Annotated in this window: 15 protein-coding genes and 1 pseudogene; 10 read left to right on the top strand and 6 right to left on the bottom strand. The window is 71.3% G+C overall.

Going from position 1 to position 15,129, the window contains the following annotated elements; all coding sequences use genetic code 11:
* Positions 1–59: 59 nt before the first annotated feature.
* The 3 genes from OHA37_RS39680 to OHA37_RS39670 all read right to left on the bottom strand — a co-directional run bounded on the left by OHA37_RS39680 (position 60) and on the right by OHA37_RS39670 (position 2,972).
* Positions 60–443, bottom strand: a complete 384-nt coding sequence (locus OHA37_RS39680; RefSeq protein WP_266914252.1) for a hypothetical protein — start codon at positions 441–443, stop codon at positions 60–62.
* Entirely contained in the window at positions 440–2,053 is a 1,614-nt protein-coding gene (locus OHA37_RS39675; RefSeq protein WP_266914250.1) for a class I adenylate-forming enzyme family protein, read from the bottom strand. The genes OHA37_RS39680 and OHA37_RS39675 overlap by 4 nt, the downstream gene beginning before the upstream one ends.
* A gap of 223 nt (positions 2,054–2,276) precedes the next feature.
* Positions 2,277–2,972, bottom strand: coding sequence for a ScbR family autoregulator-binding transcription factor (locus OHA37_RS39670; RefSeq protein WP_266914248.1), 696 nt, complete (start codon positions 2,970–2,972; stop codon positions 2,277–2,279).
* Between the two features lie 16 nt (positions 2,973–2,988).
* Here OHA37_RS39670 and OHA37_RS39665 point away from each other — a divergent pair, with 16 nt between their 5' ends.
* From OHA37_RS39665 to OHA37_RS39650, 4 genes are all read left to right on the top strand, one after another.
* The gene (locus tag OHA37_RS39665; RefSeq protein ID WP_323182427.1) at positions 2,989–4,083 is read left to right on the top strand and encodes a ScbA/BarX family gamma-butyrolactone biosynthesis protein; all 1,095 of its coding nucleotides are present in this window, start codon (positions 2,989–2,991) and stop codon (positions 4,081–4,083) included.
* Positions 4,084–4,232: 149 nt separating this feature from the next.
* Complete coding sequence (locus OHA37_RS39660; RefSeq protein WP_266914244.1) at positions 4,233–5,495, top strand: cytochrome P450 family protein; 1,263 nt, start codon at positions 4,233–4,235, stop codon at positions 5,493–5,495.
* Positions 5,496–5,587: 92 nt separating this feature from the next.
* Entirely contained in the window at positions 5,588–6,352 is a 765-nt protein-coding gene (locus tag OHA37_RS39655; protein ID WP_266914242.1) for an SDR family NAD(P)-dependent oxidoreductase, read from the top strand.
* An 85-nt stretch (positions 6,353–6,437) separates the two neighbouring features.
* Positions 6,438–7,385 carry an NAD-dependent epimerase/dehydratase family protein gene (locus OHA37_RS39650; protein ID WP_266914240.1) on the top strand — a complete coding sequence of 316 codons (948 nt, stop codon included), beginning with the start codon at positions 6,438–6,440 and terminating at the stop codon, positions 7,383–7,385.
* A 32-nt stretch (positions 7,386–7,417) separates the two neighbouring features.
* Here the strand turns inward: OHA37_RS39650 and OHA37_RS39645 are convergent, their stop codons facing one another.
* Complete coding sequence (locus tag OHA37_RS39645) at positions 7,418–8,533, bottom strand: ABC transporter substrate-binding protein (protein ID WP_266914238.1); 1,116 nt, start codon at positions 8,531–8,533, stop codon at positions 7,418–7,420.
* 1,016 nt (positions 8,534–9,549) lie between these two features.
* Between OHA37_RS39645 and OHA37_RS39640 the strand changes: the two genes are divergently transcribed.
* The 5 genes and pseudogenes from OHA37_RS39640 to OHA37_RS39620 all read left to right on the top strand — a co-directional run bounded on the left by OHA37_RS39640 (position 9,550) and on the right by OHA37_RS39620 (position 12,624).
* Positions 9,550–10,392 carry an endonuclease/exonuclease/phosphatase family protein gene (locus OHA37_RS39640; RefSeq protein ID WP_323182426.1) on the top strand — a complete coding sequence of 281 codons (843 nt, stop codon included), beginning with the start codon at positions 9,550–9,552 and terminating at the stop codon, positions 10,390–10,392.
* Positions 10,393–10,401: 9 nt separating this feature from the next.
* Positions 10,402–11,121, top strand: a pseudogene (locus OHA37_RS39635) (alpha/beta fold hydrolase); the annotation flags it as partial.
* A 24-nt stretch (positions 11,122–11,145) separates the two neighbouring features.
* A complete protein-coding gene (locus OHA37_RS39630; RefSeq protein WP_266914625.1) occupies positions 11,146–11,583 on the top strand; it encodes a GNAT family N-acetyltransferase in 438 nt (145 codons plus the stop codon).
* On the top strand, positions 11,580–11,732 hold the full coding sequence (locus OHA37_RS39625) for a hypothetical protein (RefSeq protein ID WP_266914236.1): 153 nt from the start codon (positions 11,580–11,582) through the stop codon (positions 11,730–11,732). The genes OHA37_RS39630 and OHA37_RS39625 overlap by 4 nt, the downstream gene beginning before the upstream one ends.
* A 100-nt stretch (positions 11,733–11,832) precedes the next feature.
* Complete coding sequence (locus OHA37_RS39620) at positions 11,833–12,624, top strand: hypothetical protein (RefSeq protein WP_266914233.1); 792 nt, start codon at positions 11,833–11,835, stop codon at positions 12,622–12,624.
* 83 nt (positions 12,625–12,707) lie between these two features.
* Here the strand turns inward: OHA37_RS39620 and OHA37_RS39615 are convergent, their stop codons facing one another.
* Together OHA37_RS39615 and OHA37_RS39610 are read right to left on the bottom strand one after the other, a co-directional pair.
* Complete coding sequence (locus OHA37_RS39615; protein ID WP_266914231.1) at positions 12,708–13,601, bottom strand: DMT family transporter; 894 nt, start codon at positions 13,599–13,601, stop codon at positions 12,708–12,710.
* Between the two features lie 52 nt (positions 13,602–13,653).
* A complete protein-coding gene (locus OHA37_RS39610; protein WP_266914229.1) occupies positions 13,654–14,505 on the bottom strand; it encodes an alpha/beta fold hydrolase in 852 nt (283 codons plus the stop codon).
* A gap of 147 nt (positions 14,506–14,652) precedes the next feature.
* On the opposite strand from OHA37_RS39610, the gene OHA37_RS39605 reads away from it, so the two are divergent.
* On the top strand, positions 14,653–15,108 hold the full coding sequence (locus OHA37_RS39605; RefSeq protein ID WP_328694620.1) for a MarR family transcriptional regulator: 456 nt from the start codon (positions 14,653–14,655) through the stop codon (positions 15,106–15,108).
* Positions 15,109–15,129 lie beyond the last annotated feature (21 nt).

Raw genomic sequence — 15,129 nt, 5'->3', positions numbered from 1 at the left:
AGGGCATGGCCACAGGTCAGCCGCTGCTTCGTGGTTGACAGCGGGTTGGGCGCAGTGGACTAGTCGGACATCTCCATCGGTGAGAGGAGGTCCCGGGCGATCTGTGGGAGCAGACGGTCGATCAGGACCCCCGTGCGCGCGGATCCGTCGGCCGCGCGCGGGATCGCGTCGACGGCCACGGCGTGCGAGAGCACCCACGGCATGCGCCGCTCGCAGGCGGCCAGCGCGGCCTGGCGTCCGCCGGCCTCCTGGTCCTCCTCCGGGAGCGGTACGAAGGCCACCACCAGCGTCTCGCCCACCTCGGGCAGCCGGGTGCGCATGACCGCGACGTCCCGCACGCAGGGCAGGTCGAGGAGTTCGAGTTCGAGTGCGAAGAAGGCCGTCTCGAAGTCCTCCACCAGCAGCTCGTCGTACGGCTGATCGTCGAAGGAGGGCAGGTTCACGCGGACATCTCCTGTTGCATCGACTGCTCAAGCTGCAGGTTCAGAGTGATGATGGGCAGCACCGCGTCGAGCAGGTCCCCGGTGCGGATCCGGCCCGTCGGGCTGTACGGGATGGTGTCGACGGCGATGACGTGCGCGGGCAGCGACGGCACCCGGCGGGCGCAGGCCGCGCTGAGCGCCTGGTACCCGGTGGCCTCGCGGCCGACCGCCACGGCGATGAAGGGGACCACGATCGCGTCGCCCAGCACCGGGCTGCTGACCCGCATGACGGCGGTGTCGCGCAGGCAGGGCAGGTTGAGCAGGTCCGACTCCAGCCGGAACAGCTCGGTGTCGACCGCCGAATCGCGGACCACCACGGGCACTTCGGTGACCCGCCCGGTGACCAGCAGCCGGCCGGTCTCGTCCACGTGCCCGGACTCGTCGGTGACCAGGAAGCGCTCCGCGCCCCAGCCGAGGTCCAGCTCGGCGAACCGGGTCTCGCCGTCCAGGTAGCCGTCCATGACCTGGTGGCCCGCGAAGGCGAGGCGGCCGCTCTCGCCCTGCGCCACCGGCTGCCCGTCCTCGCCGAGGACGGCGACGGTGGTGCCGAGCGTGGTGTGGCCCGAGCGCGGCGGCGAGACCAGCAGCTCCTCGGGGCCCATGACGGCGGTCAGTCCGGTCTCCGCGCTGCCGAGCGCGGTGTGCAGCACCGGGCCGAGCCGCTCCCAGGCCGTGTTGACGGTCCACCGGCCCAGGTGGGCTCCGGGAGTCAGGAGGAACCGCAGGTGGCGGGTGCGCGGCGAGGGATCGGCGGTCTCCGGCAGGCCGAGCACGCCGTGCAGGGTGGAGGGGGTGATCACGCCGGTGCTGACCCGCTCGGCGACGAGCAGCGCGGTCAGGGTCTCGGGGCCGGCTCCGTCGGCGAGGACGACGGTGGCGCCGATGCCGAGCATCGTGCGGGCCAGTGCGAGGGCCGTGGGCTCGGTCGGCGGGGCGGAGGCCAGGTGGACGTCGTCCCGGTTGAGGCCGAACTCGTCGACGAGGTCGACCAGGTGGCGGCCCTCGGAGGGGGTGCGGCGCACGGCGACCCGGGAGGGGCCCTCGCTGCGCGCACCGACCGCGAAAGACTCGTACGGCCGGGGCGCCGGCAGGGTGCGCAGGGGTTCGGCCGAGGTCAGCAGGTCGAAGTTGAGGGCCTGGTGCTTGCCGGGGGCGGCCGGGGCGCCGGGCGCCGTGATCCCGTCCAGCAGGACGTGCACGGCCTGCGGGCCGCTGGGCCAGACGAGCTGGTCGAGGGTGGCGCGGTGCTCCTTGGTCACGAAGACCACGGACGGCTCCAGCCAGGAGAGCACCTGGCCCAGGTCGTCCGTGCCGCTCTGCGGATCGAGACCGGTGCAGGAGACGCCGAGGGTGGCGCAGGCGCTCATCGCGACGGCGAGCTGCCAGCTGTTCCCGGCGAGGAAGACCGCCCGGACCGCGCCCTCTTGGGGCAGGTGCTCCGTGAGTCCGGCCGCCGTCCGCTCCACGGTCTCGGCGAACTGGCCCCAGGTCAGCCGCACCTGGCCGTCGACCAAGGCATCCCGCGTCGCGCCGCCCGCCGCGTGCCGGCGGATGTCATCGAGCTTGATCATGTGGGTTCTCCGTGGTCGGTCAAGAGCCTCGTATGTGGCCCGGGGCCGCGCTCATGGAAACAAACCTGCATGAAGGTAGGCAACCGTCATCGGAAGAACTGATTGTCTCCACCCGGAGCACCGAACCGGTTGCGGAAAGCCCTCCGCCGGGCGTCGAGGACGCCCGGCGGAGTGAAGCGGGGAAAACCGTGTGGTCGCCGGGACGTTCCGGCCAAAGGACGTACTAGGCCTGGAGCTCGACCGAATCGGCGGATTCGGCCTCGGCCCGCTGGCGCAGGTGCTTCTCCAGATCGGCGGCGACCCGCTCGGCGCGGCCGGGAGCCATGTCGAGTTCGGCCAGGACCGTCGGCAGCGCGATGATCGGCATGATGTGCCTGAGCAGCACGGATACCCGTACTTCCAGGTCTTCCCAGTCGGACATCACCTCTGAGAGCACCTGCACTCCGGTGAAGGCGCCGACGATGAGGTTGGCGACCGCGTCCAGGTCCACGTGCGCATGGAGCTCGCCGCACTCGCGGGCCTGCCCCAGGGCGAACCGGTTGTGATCGAGCCAGTCCTGGTAGGGCCGCAGGCGGTGTTCGTGATGACTGCCGCGCTCCAGGGAGAGCCTCAGGCTGCCCTGCACGATCGGATCGCTGCGGATCTGAACGGCGAAGAGCATGCCCTTGTCGATCATCTCCTGGAGGCGGGTGCTCCGCGGCAGGATCGGGAAGCCGACCGTGTCGATCTGGCTGGCCAGGACGGCCTGGGCCAGCTCTTCCTTGCCCTTGAAGTAGTAGTAGAAAGCACCCTTGGTCAGGCCGAGCCGCTGGTAGACGTCCGCGATCGTGGCCCCGTTGAAGCCCTTCTCCGCGAACACGGCGCCGGCGGCCTCGACGATGAGTTGCCGGGTGCGTCGAGAAGCCTCCCTCTGAGACACCTTCGCTCCTTCCACGATGCTGGCGGCCACTGATGCACCTCCTCGGGGGTATGAGCATGTCACCGAAAACAGCCGTTGCAAATTATACCAGGCAGCACGTATCTTGCGGCGAACCGAGACATACCACGAGTGGCTCGAATGTGCCTCGAAGTCCGGAGGGGAAATCATGTTAATCACGTCGTATGCGAGCGAAAACGCCCAAAGACCGTCGGTCGGGGTCTCAGATGCAAGGCCTCCGGCCGTACCCAACTGGCTCGTGCACCGTCCCAACACCTCCGAGGTGTTCCTCTCGGCCTGGGAACGCACTGCTCCCGACCGTTTCAACGTGACGCTGCGTTGGCCTGAAAGCCACCCGTTCCATACCGCGCTCCACGGTTTCCGTTCGCCCACCGTCATCGCGGAGGCCATCCGCCAGACCGGCATCCTGCTCTCCCACGCCGAGTACGGCGTCCCCCTCGGGCACCAGTTCCTGATGTCCGACATCCACTACCGGATCGATCCCGGGCTCCTGGCGGCGGACAGCGGCTCCCCCGTCCACATGGACGTCGTCTGCACCGACGTCAACCGCCGCGGCACCCGCTTCTCCGGCATGGTGTGCCACATGACCGTGATGCAGGCCGGCCGGGTCATCGCGACCGGCGGCGGCAACCTGACGTGCACCTCTCCCGGCGCCTACCGCCGGATGCGCGGTGAACACGCGGACGCCCGGCCGCTGCTGCCCGTGCCGGAACCGGTGGACCCCTCCCTCGTACTGCGGTCCGAGCCGAGCCACGTCCTGCTGGCTCCCACCGTGGACCCCCTGTGCTGGACCCTGCGGCCGCACACCACGAACAAGACGCTGTTCGCGCACGAGAACGATCACGTACCCGGCATGGTCCTCCTGGAGGCCACCCACCAGGCCGCCTTCGCCGTCGCGGGCACCACCCGGCTGTACCCCACCTCGCTCCATCTGACCTTCGAGCGGTACGTGGAGTTCCATTCCCCCTGCCTGGTCCAGGCGCAGCCGATGACGCGGAACAGGGACAACACCCTCTCCCTCAGCGTGTCCGGCCATCAGGGCGGCCAGCGAGTCTTCCTCGCCGCACTGGACGCAATTGCCGTTTCCGCCTGATCTCCTCCCTTTCCTACGAAATGGCCGTCGATTTCCTGCGATCCACTGGCCGAGACACCTCTGCGCCAAGTGGCGGCAAGGTCGCGGGCGTGTCAGCCTGTGACGTCATCCAACTCACCGTCACCAGCAGATGTAGGAGGGATACTCCTGTGAGCAGGCAGTGCCCGTTCGTCATCGATCCGCTCGGCCAGGACATACACGGAGAAATCAAGGAGATACGTTCCCTGGGCCGGGCCGCTCGGGTCGTACTCCCTGGCGGAGTGGAGGCGTGGTCCGTCACCGACTACGCACTCGTGAAGCGCCTGCTCACCGATCCCCGCGTGTCGAAGGACGCCTACCGGCACTGGCCGGCGTGGATCAACGGAGAAGTCGGCCAGGAGTGGCCGCTGTCCATCTGGGTCTCGGTACAGAACATGGTCACCGCCTACGGCGAGGAGCACGCGCGCCTGCGCAGGCCGGTGGCGGGGGAGTTCACCATGCGGCGCGTGGCGGCCCTGCGGCCGCGCGTAGAGGAGATCGCGGCCGGGCTGCTGGACCGCCTGGAACAGGCCCCGGCGGGACGGCCCGTGGACCTCCGCAAGGAATTCGCCCACGTGCTGCCGCACGCCGTCGTGTGCGAGCTCTTCGGAATTCCGCATTCCGCCCGCGATCCCCTGCAAAAGATCATCGATGGTTTCTTCGCCACTTCGATCACCCCCGAGGAAGCGGTGGCGAATGGCATAGCCATGTACGAAATCCTGAACCAAGTCGTGGCGCACAAGCGGGAAAATCCTGCCGACGACCTGACCTCCGGCCTCATCTCCGCACGCGACTCGGGCGCGGCGGACATGAGCGAGAAGGAACTGCTCGACAATCTCATCCTCCTGTTCACCGCCGGCTACGAGACGACGGTGAACCTCATCGACAACGCGGTCGTCTCCCTGCTCACACACCCCGGCCAGCTCGAACTCGTACGGGACGGCAAGGCCTCGTGGGACGACGTGATCGACGAATCCCTGCGCGCGGACCCGCCCGGCGCGCACAGCATCCTGCGCTACGCCGTCGAGACGATCGAGATCGACGACGACGTGCGGATCCCGCAGGGCGACCCGATCCTCGTCTGCTTCGCCGGAGCGGGCCGCGACCCCCTCCACCACGGAGCCGGGGCCGACCTCTTCGACATCACCCGCGGCACCCGCGCCGATCACGTGTCGTTCGGGTACGGAGCCCACCACTGCCTCGGCGTGAACCTGGCCCGGATGGAGGTCGCCATCGCCCTGTCCGCGCTCTTCGAGCGGTTCCCCGACATCGCCCTGGCCGTACCCGCCGATGAACTCCGGCCGAAGTTCTCGTTCGTCTCCAACGGACACCGCACGGTTCCTGTACTCCTGGGCCGGTCTGGCCCCCGCGAAGGATCTATTTCCGGCCAATAGTGCCGGGGTCCGCCCCTCCCTGAAGACTCCACCGGACGAACCAGACCGGACCGGACCGCGCCCGACGGAAGACGGAAGACGGAAGACTCACCATGACGGAAAAGACCGGCCTCCTCGTGGGCAAGCGGGCCCTGATCACCGGGGCGAGCAGCGGCATCGGGGCGGCCGCCGCCCGGGTGTTCTGCGAGAACGGGGCCTCGGTGCTCCTCACCGCCCGACGCGAGGAGCAACTGGCCGCACTCACGCGCGAGTTGACGGACGAGGGGTTCACCGCCGCCTACGCCGTCGTCGACGTGGCCCGCGCCGAAGAGGTCGAGGCGGCGGTGGACAAGGCGGTGGAGCTCTTCGGGGGCCTGGACGCCGCCTTCAACAACGCGGGGCTGGGGACCGTGCCCGCACCCCTGCACCTCACCGAGAACGCGGACTTCGAGGCCGTCATGGCCACCAATGTCCTCGGCACGTGGAACTGCATGAAGTACGAGATCGCCGCGATGCTGCCGGGCGGCGGGGCGATCGTGAACAACAGCAGCGTCGCGGGCCTCGTCGGCACCCCGGCGTCCGCCGCGTACATCGCGGCGAAGCACGCCGTCATCGGCCTGACGAAGGCCGCCGCCGAGTACTCCGCCCAAGGCGTCCGGGTCAACGCCATCGCTCCCGGCACCACGCGCAGCGAAATGATGGCCCAGTGGTTCGACCTGAACCCGGGCCTGGAGCAAGAGCTGCACACCATGGCCCCGCTGCCGCGTACGGCGGACCCGCGCGAGATCGCGAACGCGGCCGCGTGGCTGCTCAGCGACCAGGCGTCCTTCGTGGTCGGCGCGACCGTCCCGGTGGACGGCGGCTGGACCGCCCGCTGAGAGAACCGCTGGAACGAAGTAGAGCCGTACGGACACTTCGGAGCACCCGGCCGGGCGCCGTACCCACGTCGATGGAATCGAGCCCATGCAGATATCCGAGAGACCCAGGGTGATCGTCCTGGCGGGAGCCACCGGTTTCATCGGCTCGGCCGCACTGGACACCCTGGCCCGCCGCCCCGACGTCCGGGTGCGGGCCCTCGCCCGCACCCCCGGTGCGGCGCGCGAAGGCGTGGAGTGGGTACCGGCCGACCTGTGCGACCCCGGCTCGCTGCGCGGGGTCTGCGAGGGCGCGGCCGCGCTGGTGAACCTGGCCTCCTACATCGGGCGGGACGCGGCTCGCTGCCACACCGTCAACGTCCTGGGCGGCGCGGCCCTCCTCGCGGAGGCCGTGCGGGCGGGGGTGCGCCGGATCGTCCACCTGTCCACGGCCGCGGTCTACGGGATCCTCCCGCACCGCGGCATCGAGGTCGACGAGGTGGCCCCCGACCCGGTGTCCGCCGCCAGCCGCAGCCGACTGGCGGCGGAGGCCCCGGTACTGGCCGCCGGCGGGACCGTCCTGCGGCCGGGTCTGGTGCTGGGCGCCGGTGACCGCTGGGTCGTCCCGGCCCTGGCCGAGCTGATCGACCGCGTCCCGGCCAACTGGGACGGCGGCCGCGCACTGTTGTCCGTGGTCGACGTCTGCGAACTGGCCCGCCTGATCGACGCCCTGGCCACGGCCCCGGAGCCGCCCGGGGGCGGGATCCACCACGCGAGCCACCCCGCCCCGGTGACGAGCGCCGGCCTCGTATCGGCCCTGGCCGCCGAAGGGATCCTGCCCGAGGTACGGGAGGAGTGGCCGTGGGACCGCTGCGTGGAGCGACTCCGCGAGCGCCCCGGCCAGGTGACGGAGCGGCAGTTCTCCCTGCTGGCCCGCGACTACCACCAGCGCGCCGACCCCATCTGGAAACTGACCGGACTGCGCCCCACACCCACGCCCCTCGCCCTGCTCCCCTCCGCCACCCCCTGGTACCGCGCCCACCTCGCCCGCGGCTAGTGCTGTGGCCCGTCTCTTTCGGATCTTGCCGATCAGGCCCTCTCGTTCAGGATCCGGAAGCGACCGATGTCCCCCGGATCCCGGTCGACCACGCGCACCGGTGTCCAGGCCCACTGCCACACGCCGATCCCCGGCATCCGGGAGAACCGGATCGGCCCACGGGTCCCCTCGACCGCCACGTGCGGCCATGCCGCGGCGACGGCCGCCCGGTCCGTGCCGTGCGAGCGCAGCACCTCGGCGAGGACGGTGACGCTGTCCCAGCCCTCGAAGGCCACGAACGAGGGCTCTTCGCCCAGCCGTTCGCGGAGCTCCTTCCCCACCCGCTCGCCGAGCGGGCCCAGGCGCTCGGGCAGGTAGCGCAGGAAGGGGATCCCGGCGCCGTCCGCGCCCAGCGCCCCGGCCCATCCGGCGAACTCCGGCTGTCCGGCCGGGGCGCCGATCAGGACCTCCCCGAGCCGCCGGTCCGCCCGTACTGCCCTGACGATCGCCGCCGCCGGATCCGGATACCCGACCAGCAGGAGGAGCGCCGTCGCACCCTGCTCGACGAGCGCGTCGCACAGGCCCTCGGGGGTGAGCGCATGGGCGTCGATCTCGACGACGGTGCCGCCGCGGGAAGCGAGGTGCTCCCGCAGGATGCGGGTCCCGGAAGCCCAGTAGACGCTCGGCTGGGTCGCCACCGCGATCCGTTCGTGGCCCGCCCCGAGGAGGAAGTCCGCGTACGTCCGCCAGCCGTGGGACTGGGCCGGGGCCAGGCGCGCGACCCACTCCGTCGGCTCTTCGGTGAGCGCGTCGAGCACCGCGGAGGAACAGAGGAACGGCACACCGAGGGCGTCGGCCCGCGCGGCGGCGGCCCGGGCGACGACGCTGTGGTACTCCCCCACCACGGCGGCCACCCCCAGACCGGCCAGTTCCTCCACGGCCGCCGCGGCCCGCTCCGGATCGGCCGCGGTGTCCCGGACCACGAGCTCCAGCGGCCGGCCACCGACCCCTCCCGCGTCGTTGACCTCGCGCACGGCCAGTTCGAGCCCCGCGAGCAAGTGCCGCCCCGCGTCGACCCAGCCGGGCCGCGTCAACGGCGCGAGAGCCCCCAACCGCACGGAGGGCCCGCCGACCCGCTCCCCTGCTGACGACAATGCCGACGCGTTCACAGCGTGACGCTCCTCTTTCCCCGCGCCGCTACGACCGAAGTCCGCCCGACGCACCCGTTTGATCATCCCGCCCATTGGATCCACCCCAACCCCCCGGGGCAACCGCATACTCCCGGACGCCCACCCCGCGGGAACCGGGCCCCCCACCCCCGACGTCGTCGTACCCACCGCACGCCACACCCCATCCCCCAAACACAACAGGCAGGACCATCCCCATGCCCCAGCCAAACTCGGGCCCACCCCCCAGCCCAACCCCGGCCCCAACTCCCGGCTCGACTCCCAGCCCGACCCCGGGCCCAACCCCCAACCCGACTGCCAGCCCGACCCCGAGCCCGACTCCCGACCCAACCCCCGGCTCGACTCCCAGCCCAACACCGGACCCAACCCCCAGCCCGGCACCCAGCCCAACCCCGGCTCCGGCTCCCGGCCCGACTCCCAACCCGACCCCGGGCCCGACCCCCGACCCGACCCCGGGCCCGACCCCCAGCCCAACCCCGGACCCGACCCCCAGCCCAACCCCGGACCCGACCCCCAGCCCAACCCCGGACCCAACTCCCGGCCCGGCACCCAGCCCAACCCCGGACCCAACTCCCGGCCCGACTCCCAACCCAACCCCGGACCCAACCCCCAGCCCGACTGCCAGCCCGACCCCGGGCCCGACTCCCGGCTCGGCTCCAAGCCCAACCCCAACCCCAGCCCCAACCCCGGACCCGACTCCCGACCCGACCCCCAGCACAACCACCGGCTCGACCCCCAGCCCAACCCCGGGCCAGTCCCAAGGCCCCACCACCAGACCCCGCCCCCTCCTCCCCCGCCGGCCACCCGGCCCCGGCCCCGGCCGTCGCCCACGTCCCTGGCCCTGGCCCTGGCCATCGCCCTCGGCCCGCACAACAGCCCTCCCCGTACTGCTCCCCGTACTGCTCCCCGTACTCCTCCCCGTACTCCTCCCGGTCCTCCTCGCCGCACTCCTCACCCGCCCCTCCCTGGTCCCCAACACCCCAGGTCACCCCGGCAGCTTGCTGGAGACGTTCCTCCCCTGGCTCGGCCTGGCCGTCCCCCTCCTCCTCGCCCTGGCCCTGCGACGCCGCTCCGCCGCCATCGCCCTGGCCCTCCTGCTCCCCACCGCCGCCTGGCTGGGCCAGTTCGGCAGCCTCCTCCCCCGCCCCGCCGCACCGGCCACCGCCCGCCCCACCCTCACCACCGTCCAGCACAACATCAGCGACGAGAACCCGGACCCCTCCCGCACGGCCCGTGCCCTCGCCGCCGCCCACCCCGCCCTCATCGCCGTCGAGGAGCTCACCCCCGCCGCCATCACGGCCTTCACCGACACCCTCGCCGCCGACTACCCCCACCAAGCCGTCCACGGCACGGTCGGGCTCTGGTCGACGTACCCGCTCACCGACGTCCGCCCCGTCGACATCAAACCGCCGGCCCTCGCCGGCGACCCGCACTGGAACCGCGGCCTGCGCGCCACCGCCGCCACCCCCGGCGGGCCCGTCGCCGTCTACGTCGTCCACCTGCCCTCCCTGCGCCTCGGCGCCTCCGGCTTCGGCTCCGCCCGCCGTGACGAGAGCGCCCTCCTCCTCGGCGCCGTCCTCGCCGCGGAACCCGCCGAACGCGTCGTCCTGCTCGGGGACCTCAACGGCACCGCCGACGACCGCGGCCTGGCCCCCGTCCGCACCGCCCTGGCAGCAACGCCGACATCCGCTCCCGGCTTCGCCTTCACCTGGCCCGCGTCCTTCCCCCTGGCCCGGATCGACCAGATCCTGACCCGCTCGGGAACCGTCACCCAGGTCCGTACGCTCCCCGCCACACCCAGCGATCACCTGCCCCTCACCGCCGACATCCAGTTCGATTAACGTACGGTCATGACTGAATTCGTACTGGTGGCAGGCGCCTGGCTGGGAGCGGCGGCATGGGACGAGGTGGCCGCCGAACTCCGCACCGCACTGCGCACCACGGGTGAGGGCGACCACGAGGTGCACGCGCTGACCCTGTCCGGCCTCGCGGAGAAGCAGGGCGTCGCGGCCGGCCAGCAGACGCACGTCACGGACATAGTCGACGCCATCGACGGACTCGGTCTGCGCGATGTGGTCCTCGTGGGCCACAGCTACGCCGGCATCCCGGTCGGCCAGGCCGCCGAGCGGATCGGCGCCCGCCTGAACCGGGTGGTCTTCGTCGACGCCAACGTCCCCACCCACAACGGATCCTTCGTCTCCGCCTGGCCGGACGGCCGCGCGGCCGTGGAGTCCTCCATCGCGGCGAACAACGGCTTCTGGCCTCCCCAGCAGGCCGCCGACTACGAGGGCCAGGGCCTCACCCCCGAACAGATCGCCCGGCTCCTCGCCGGCTCGACCCCCCACCCGGGCGCCACCCTCACCGAACCGGCCGTCCTCACACACCCGCTCGCCGAGCTCCCCGCGACCTACGTCAAATGCCTGCTGGACGGCGCCGAACCCCACCCCGACGTGGCGGAGCTCCTGTCCACCGGCCCGGACTGGCAGCTGGTCACCCTGGACACGGGCCACTGGCCGATGTTCTCCGCCCCCTCCGCCCTGGCCCGCGTCCTCCTCGAAGCCGCCGCCCAGGACACCCCGCCGCCGGCTTCCGCTCTGCGCATCCACCCGGTGCACGCCGGCTCCGAAGCCGCCCTGCACGACTGGCAGCACGTCCACAACACCGTCATCCCGACGGCCGTCCTCTCCCTCGAAGACGTGCGGGAGCGCTCCGCCCGCCACGTCCTGCACATCGCCCACCTCGGCGACACCCTCGTCGGATGCACGACGGTCCGTCCCCCCGCCGCAGGCTCCACGACCGCCACCGTGATCTCGCGCGTCCTTCCCACCCACCGGGGACGGGGTTTCGGCCGAGAGCTGTACGCGTACGCCCTCGCCCAGGCACGGGCCCTGGGCGCCGAGGTGATCGAAACCGTGGTCCTCGCGTCCAACCCGGAGGGCCTGAGCTTCGCGCACCGGGCGGGCTTCACCGAGTTCGACCGCTACGTCCTCCCCGGCGACACCGTCCCCTTCATAGACCTGCGCCTCGCGTGAGCACTCCCTGGGCCCGCCTCGAACTCACGGTCCACACCCTCGACTCCCCCAAGTTCACGCCGTACGTGGACCGGTCCCGCACGACGGGCCTCACCTTCACGCCCCTCGCCCGACTCGGCGACGCGGAGAACGCTCGGCCATCGCCATGAACCGCACCCTCGGCTACGTGGACGCGCACCGGCCCCAGCAGCCGGCTTGACCGAGCAAATCCGATGGCACCGACAGCGTTCGGGCGACAAGACTGGGAGGGTGACCCCCCTGCCGCCGGTACCGGACCCACGCTCCCGCAACATCGTTCTCGACTATGAGGACATGCAGGCCCTGGTTGCCGACCTGGTTCTGCCCGGCAACGCGTCGATGTACGTCATGAGCACGATGGAAACCTCCCGCGAGCTCATCCGACACTCCTACTACCGGTACGAGTTCGCCACCACCGCCGTCACGCACTCCCTGTTCGCCCTGGAACACGTGCTCACCGAGCGCCTCGCCGTCCGCAAGCCGCTCCAGGACCTGATCGAGCAGGCCGCCGAGACAGGGCTCATCCCGGCCGAACTGGCCACCCAACTCGACCGCAGCCGACAACTGCGCGACCAGCTCGCACAGGGCGCCGTAACCAGTGCCGACCTCGGCCCGACCACGGCCATCGCGATGGTGCGTGCCGTCTTCGACGCCGTTTCCCTGCTCCTTCTCCCGCCGCTTGCGATAGAAGCGACAGCCGCCCACACGACCGGGGAACAGCCCGAGGACCAACTCGCCCGGCTGTGGGAGGAACACCTGCGCGCGCTCTATCCCGACAGCTTTCGCGGCGTGGACATCGAGGGCGTGGACCTGATCCTCCTGGACGCCGATGTCGCGGGCCTCGTCCACACCGAGCTGAACGGCGGACTCGACGACAACGGCATAGCCATCCTCTGGGCGTGTATCGCCGACCTCGACAAGATCGATTCCCTGATCAACTCGGAGTACTGCGCCTCCTACTTCACGAAACTCCGCACGATGGCCGGCGTCGCAGCAGCGCGCCACATCCCCACCGCGACCTGACCCCCGGGGTCGGGGCGTCCAACCCTCCTGGAGCCGTGCCGCACCGGGCAGAACCCGCGTACGTCCAGAACCTGGGCTTCCCCCTAAGCCGGGCCCCGCCGCCTCCGGGAGACGGCAACGCCTGCCAGGCAGACCGCACCGCCGAGCAGGGTCAGCGCGGCCGGGATCTCGTCGAGGGCGATCCAGGCGATGAGCACCACGACGGCGGGCACCGCGTAGGTGGTCGCGCCCATCTTCCCCGCGGTGGTCCGCGACAGCGCGTACGTCCAGGTGGTGAAGGCGAGCGCGGTCGGGAAGAGCCCCAGGTAGAGCATGTTGAGGACGGCGTCGAGCGGCGCCCCGGGAAGCTGGTCGACGAGCTGCCAGACGAAGGGCAGGGTGACGGCCGTGCCGACGAAGCAGCCGTACGTCGTCACCTGGAGCGGGCTCGCGTACGCCAGCGCCGGCTTCTGCGCGACCACCCCCGCCCCGTAGGTGAGCGCGGCGACCAGGCAGAGCAGGACCCCTCCCAGCGAGGCGGTCCCGCCGTTCGAGGTGGACAGTCCGACCAGCACCGCTCCGGCGAAGGAGACCGCCATGCCCGCCAGCAGCATGGGCGGGAAACCCTCCTTCAGCAGCCAGCCGCTGAGCAGGGCGATCACGATCGGGCCGATGTTGACGATCATGGCCGCGGTGCCGGCGTCCACCAGCTGCTCGCCCCAGTTCAGCGTCACCATGTAGAGCCCGAACCAGAGCACCCCGGAGACCAGGATCCCGGGCCACGCCTGCTTCGGCGGCGGCGGCACCCGCTTGATGACCAGTACCAGCCCGAGCGCGACCGAGGCTGTCAGCAAGCGTCCGAACGCGAGAGCTCCGGGCCCGAAGTGCGCGGCCGCCGAGCGGATGGAAACGAACGCGGAGGCCCACAGCACGACGGTCACTCCGGCGGCTATCAGCGCCCACCGGTCGGTCCTGATCTGATCAGAAGTCTTGTCCATGCGAGCAAGCTACCTGCCCCACCCGAAAGGCCCGTTGTCCTTTCTCGAGCGCCTACGCTCCGGCCGGACCCGGCACGCCCCGCAGCAGCTCCGCGTAGCCCCGGGGGTGCGTGGTGTTGCCGTTGTGGCCGCCCGGGAAGACCCGTATCTCCGTGTCCAGGAGGGCCGCCAGTTCCGTCGCGCACCGGTGGTCGAAGACGGTGGACGGGGTGGCGGCGCCCAGCGCCGGGATGATGCGCGTGCGGCTCCGGGTGAGGGCGTCCACGTCGAGGGTGTCCTCGACGATCGCCGTGAAGTCGTGCTCGATGAAGTAGCCGAAGTTGGCACGCCGGCGCTCGTCCAGGGGCTGCGGGGTCAGGCCCTGCTCCGCGTCGCGCCGCGCGAGGTCTATTCCGAGGACCCGCGCCATCTCCGGAAAGACGGCTTCCAGTCCGCCCTTGCGGTAGATGCCCTGCAACTCCTTGAGTTCGGCCACGTGCCCGGCCCGCTCCCCCTCGGGCAGCAGCCACGGGGCCACGGGCTCGTGCGCGATGAGGGTGCTCACCTGTTCCGGGTGCCGTACGGCCAGGTGCAGGCCTATGACGGCCCCCAGACTGCAGCCGAGCATCGTCACCGGCTCGTCGGTGACGGCAGCCAGCAGCCGGTGCACGTCTTCGGCGTGCTCGGCGAGCGAAGCCGTCCGGCCGGGCTCCTCCGACCGGCTGCGCGAAAGTCCACGGCGGTCGTAGGTCAGTACGGTGAAGGCGTCGGTGAGGTGCGGGACGAGATCCACGGTGCGGTCGGCGTCCCCCTCCCCACTCTGCGCGATGAGCAACAGCGGACCGGAGCCCTGCATTTGGTAGTGGAGCACGGCCCCCTGAACCGGAAGCGTGCCGGCGACACCGGACTCGATGCTGACAGTCATGACAACTCCTTGCTCGCGGCTCCGGACCCCCAGTCCGTCACTCTCTGCAACCACACTAACCCATCGAATCAGATACATCAATATAGATGGATCGAAAAAGATGCATCTCCTTCGATGCTTCACCCGTCTTCGATGTACCGTGATCCGGTGGACGGAATCGAACTCTTCCTGCTGGGCCGTGCCTTGATGAAGCTCGGCGAGGAGGCCCTGCCCGAGCCCCCCGGCGGCCCGGGACAGTACGCCGGGGGCACCCGCTCCGTCGTGATCGTCGCCGGCGACATCGCCGCGCACCCCGACACCACGGTCGGCGAGACGGCCCAGCGCACGGGCCTCCCGCAGAGCCAGGTCTCCGGGGCCGTCGCCCGCCTGCGCGAGGCCGGCTCCGTACAGACCTCGCCCGACCCCGCCGACCGCCGCCGCACGCTGGTCCGCCAGGCCCCCGGAACCTCCGCGCGCGTGGCCGCCGTACGCGCCGCCGGAGCGTCCAAGGTCGAGGACGCCCTCGCCCGCGCCCTCGGCGAGACCGAAGCGGAACGACTGCCTGAACTGACCCGAGCCCTGGAGGTCCTGGCCCGCCACCTGGTCCCCCGCGACACCCACTGACCCATCGGTGCGGCGGCGCCC

The organism is Streptomyces sp. NBC_00335, assembly GCF_036127095.1.
In the GTDB taxonomy this organism is placed as follows: Bacteria; Actinomycetota; Actinomycetes; order Streptomycetales; family Streptomycetaceae; genus Streptomyces.
Note: the sequence above shows the minus strand (reverse complement) of the source record. Positions and strands in the feature narration are given on the sequence as shown.

Excerpts from the sequence above, each read along its gene's own strand:
- OHA37_RS39675 (WP_266914250.1), bottom strand. The coding sequence starts at position 2,053 with ATGATCAAGCTCGATGACATCCGCCGGCACGCGGCGGGCGGCGCGACG.
- OHA37_RS39665 (WP_323182427.1), top strand. The coding sequence starts at position 2,989 with ATGCTGGCGGCCACTGATGCACCTCCTCGGGGGTATGAGCATGTCACC.
- OHA37_RS39655 (WP_266914242.1), top strand. The coding sequence starts at position 5,588 with ATGACGGAAAAGACCGGCCTCCTCGTGGGCAAGCGGGCCCTGATCACC.
- OHA37_RS39650 (WP_266914240.1), top strand. The coding sequence starts at position 6,438 with ATGCAGATATCCGAGAGACCCAGGGTGATCGTCCTGGCGGGAGCCACC.
- OHA37_RS39615 (WP_266914231.1), bottom strand. The coding sequence starts at position 13,601 with ATGGACAAGACTTCTGATCAGATCAGGACCGACCGGTGGGCGCTGATA.
- OHA37_RS39610 (WP_266914229.1), bottom strand. The coding sequence starts at position 14,505 with ATGACTGTCAGCATCGAGTCCGGTGTCGCCGGCACGCTTCCGGTTCAG.